This is a genomic window from Methylobacterium sp. (assembly GCF_028290105.1).
Taxonomy (GTDB): domain Bacteria; phylum Pseudomonadota; class Alphaproteobacteria; order Rhizobiales; family Beijerinckiaceae; genus Methylobacterium.
Window position 1 is genome coordinate 1 of record NZ_JAQGKL010000097.1, and the last position, 3110, is coordinate 3110.

Here is a 3110-nt window from a genome sequence, read left to right on the forward strand (position 1 = left end):
CATCGGCCTGCAGCCGGCCGCCACCGTTACTCTGCAATCCGTGGTCGAGGAGGAATCCACCGGTAACGGCGCCCTGATGACCCATCTGCGCGGCTACCGCGCCGACGCCGTGCTGATCCCCGAGCCCCAGGACGAGAAGCTGGTGCGCGCCAATGTCGGCGTGCTCTGGTTTACCGTGGAGGTACGCGGCCGGCCCGTCCATGTCCGCGAGATCGGCGCGGGGGCCAACGCCATCGACGCGACCTACCGGGTCATCGGTGCCCTGCGCGCCCTGGAAGCGCGCTGGAACGCAGAGAAGGCGGCGCACCCGCATTTCGCCGCCGAGCCCGACGCCATCAACCTCAATGTCGGCCGGATCGAGGGCGGCGACTGGGCTTCCTCCGTGCCGGCCTGGTGTCGGATCGCGTGCCGCATCGCGCTCTATCCGGGTGTCCGCGCGAAGGACGCCGCCCGCGCCGTGGAACTGACCGTGGCCGAGTTCGCGCGCAACGACCCCTTCCTGTCGAACACCCCGCCCCGCGTGGCGTTCGATGGCTTCTTCGCCGAGGGCTACGTGCTGGCCGAGGGCTCCGAGGCCGAGGCGGTGCTGGGCCGCGCGCATCACGCCGCCACGGGCGAGGCCCTGCGGAGCTTCATGTCACCGAGCTATCTCGATACCCGCGTCCATGCCCTCTACGACCGGGTTCCGGCCCTCTGCTACGGGCCGGTCAGCCGGAACATTCACGGCTTCGACGAGCGCGTGAGCCTGTCGTCGGTCCTGCGCATCACCACGGCGATGGCGCTGTTCATCGCCGAATGGTGCGGGACGGAAAGCCGCGCGGCGCCTTGAGCCGGACCTCGGCACCGCAAATGTGATCCTGCACGGTGTGGAGGACGCCCCCGCCGAGCCTTGCCGAACGGCCCGGGCGCGCTACCCCTCTGAGCCGTGAAACATCAGCGTCCCCTCCTCATCGCCCCGCCCCTGCGCGCGTCCGCAGCCGCTTTCGCGACCGTCTTGGTCCTGACCCCGGGCGGCGCCGGGGCGCAGACCACCGACACCAGTTGCTACGTCACCGGCGGCGGCACCCTGGAGATCTGCCGGGGCAACGAGGCCGAGGGGGTGTTCGCTGCGCCGCGCGCCTGCGAGGCTGCGAGCGGCGTGCAGATCCTGCGCACGACGCCCGGCACCGGTCCGCTCCAGGCCGTCTATCAGGCCGAGACGCCGCTCGATGCCAAGGGCAAGCGCGGGAGCGAGGCCTGTGCGCCGCGCCGCGCCACCGATCCCCTCGACGGAGGGTCGGTACGGGCTGGCGCCATGCCCGAGCAGCTCGCGACCTCGATGCCGCCGGCCCAGGGGCGCCTGTGGGAGATGACCCGCGCGGTGGCAGCCTCGCGGGAGACGGGCCGAACGCGCGCAAATCGCCGTCGCGGGGAGGCTGTGCCCGTCGCCGAGCCCGCGAGCGAGGGCATCGCCGCCCGCCACCCCATGACGGTGGCGGGCCGCGACTGGGCGGGCGACGCCTACAGCTACGTGTTCTTCCTGGCCGCCGTGCCCACCGAGACCGGCAACCGCCACGCGCTGCTCCAGGCCCGCACCCTCGATTTCACCCGCTTCGACCTGCGGGAGCACACGGACGAGGGCACGGCCTGGACGCCCTATGGCGCGGCCGCCCCGAAGGGCCGCGGCCGCGCGCGGGCGAGCCGCGATCCGAACCCCGGCGCGGTGCTGGACGAGACCGGCGCGCCGATCCTCGGAAACTGTCCCGGCCAGGGCTTCGACCGGACCGACCTCGTCGGCGCGATCAGCGTGGTCGATGAAACCTACCACTACTTCTACACCGACGTGCTGCCCTCCGATTGCGGCGAGCCCCCCGCGACCCGGCGCCTCGGCCTCTACCTGCGCACCAGCCGTGACCTCACCGCCGACCGGGTCTGGTCCGCGCCCCGCACCATCGCGCAGCCGCTCCCGGGCCAGAGCCTGATCCGGGTGGCCAAGGCCAAGGAGATGGACCGCTGGGTGGTGGCCTATCGCTGCAACCGCCCCGCCAACACCATGGACGGCCCGGTCTCCGACATCTGCGTGCAGTACACCGCCGACCTCGCCCCCGGGTCGCTCGCCGGGCTGACCTGGTTTTCCGAGCCGCAGGCGATCATGCGCTCCACCGCGTATCTCGGCCTGCGCTCGGGCGGCGACGGCACCGGCCGCTTCGGGCGCAGCCAGCACTTCTGGATGACCGACCGCTACGGCAACCTCGCCACACCGACGACCTACCGCACCAAGGCCGGCTTCCTGACCTGGCTCGACCGCCTCGCGCCCGGACAGGCCGGCACAGGGCCATCCAGCGTGTTCGGCCGTCCGGTCTACTGGGGCACGTGGTCGGTCCGGCCGGTGGCCGCGCGGTAGGGTGTTTTTCGGAGATCGCGGCAGGAATGCGAGGTTCGGGTTTCGCCTGGGGTGTCCGTGATGGATGGTGAGTGGACCCAAGGTATGCTCGTCACGGCGTGACCGGCCGATCCGGCACACGCCAACCTCAGGGAGACGAACGATGGCCGGCAAGCTCAGCAACTGCCTGTGGTTCGACCATGGCGAGGCGCGCGTGGCGGCCGAGTTCTACGCGAGCGTCTTTCCCGACAGCCATGTCGGCGCGGCGATGACGGCGCCGGGTGACTTCCCCGCGGGCGCGGAAGGGGTGGAATTGATGGTGGAATTCACCCTGCTGGGCCGGCCCTTCATGGGTCTCAACGGCGGTCCGGGCGACGTGCCGAACCAGGCCGTGTCGTTCGTGGTGGAGACGCAGGACCAGGCCGAGACCGACCGCTACTGGGACGCCATCGTGGGCAACGGCGGCACGGAGGACGCCTGCGGCTGGTGCAGGGACCGCTGGGGCTATTCCTGGCAGATCACGCCCCGCCAGTTGATGGAGGGGGTCCTCGACCCGGACAGGGCGGTCGCCAAGCGGGTCTTCGCCGCGATGATGACGATGAGCCGGATCGATGTCGCCACGATCGAGGCCGCGCGGCGGGGCGAAGGCTGACGCGCCGCCGTATGCGGAATCCGCCGCGAAGAGCGCGATCCCGGCGCCCCTAGCGGTAGCCGGCGGCCTGCAGTTCGAACAGTTCGGCATAGCGCC

The 3110-nt window shown here is 71.5% G+C and carries 3 protein-coding genes; all 3 read left to right on the forward strand.

Translation table 11 applies throughout. The features are described from left to right. Positions 1-829: ArgE/DapE family deacylase (locus JWQ05_RS07405; protein ID WP_299656883.1), on the forward strand; the 829-nt coding region annotated here is incomplete at its 5' end. Between the two features lie 165 nt (positions 830-994). After that, a complete protein-coding gene (locus JWQ05_RS07410) occupies positions 995-2383 on the forward strand; it encodes a hypothetical protein (protein WP_299656886.1) in 1389 nt (462 codons plus the stop codon). 142 nt (positions 2384-2525) lie between these two features. Beyond that, positions 2526-3014, forward strand: coding sequence for a VOC family protein (locus JWQ05_RS07415; RefSeq protein ID WP_299656889.1), 489 nt, complete (start codon positions 2526-2528; stop codon positions 3012-3014). Positions 3015-3110 lie beyond the last annotated feature (96 nt).

Coding starts and splice junctions, on each gene's coding strand:
- JWQ05_RS07415 (WP_299656889.1), top strand. CDS start 2,526: ATGGCCGGCAAGCTCAGCAACTGCCTGTGGTTCGACCATGGCGAGGCG.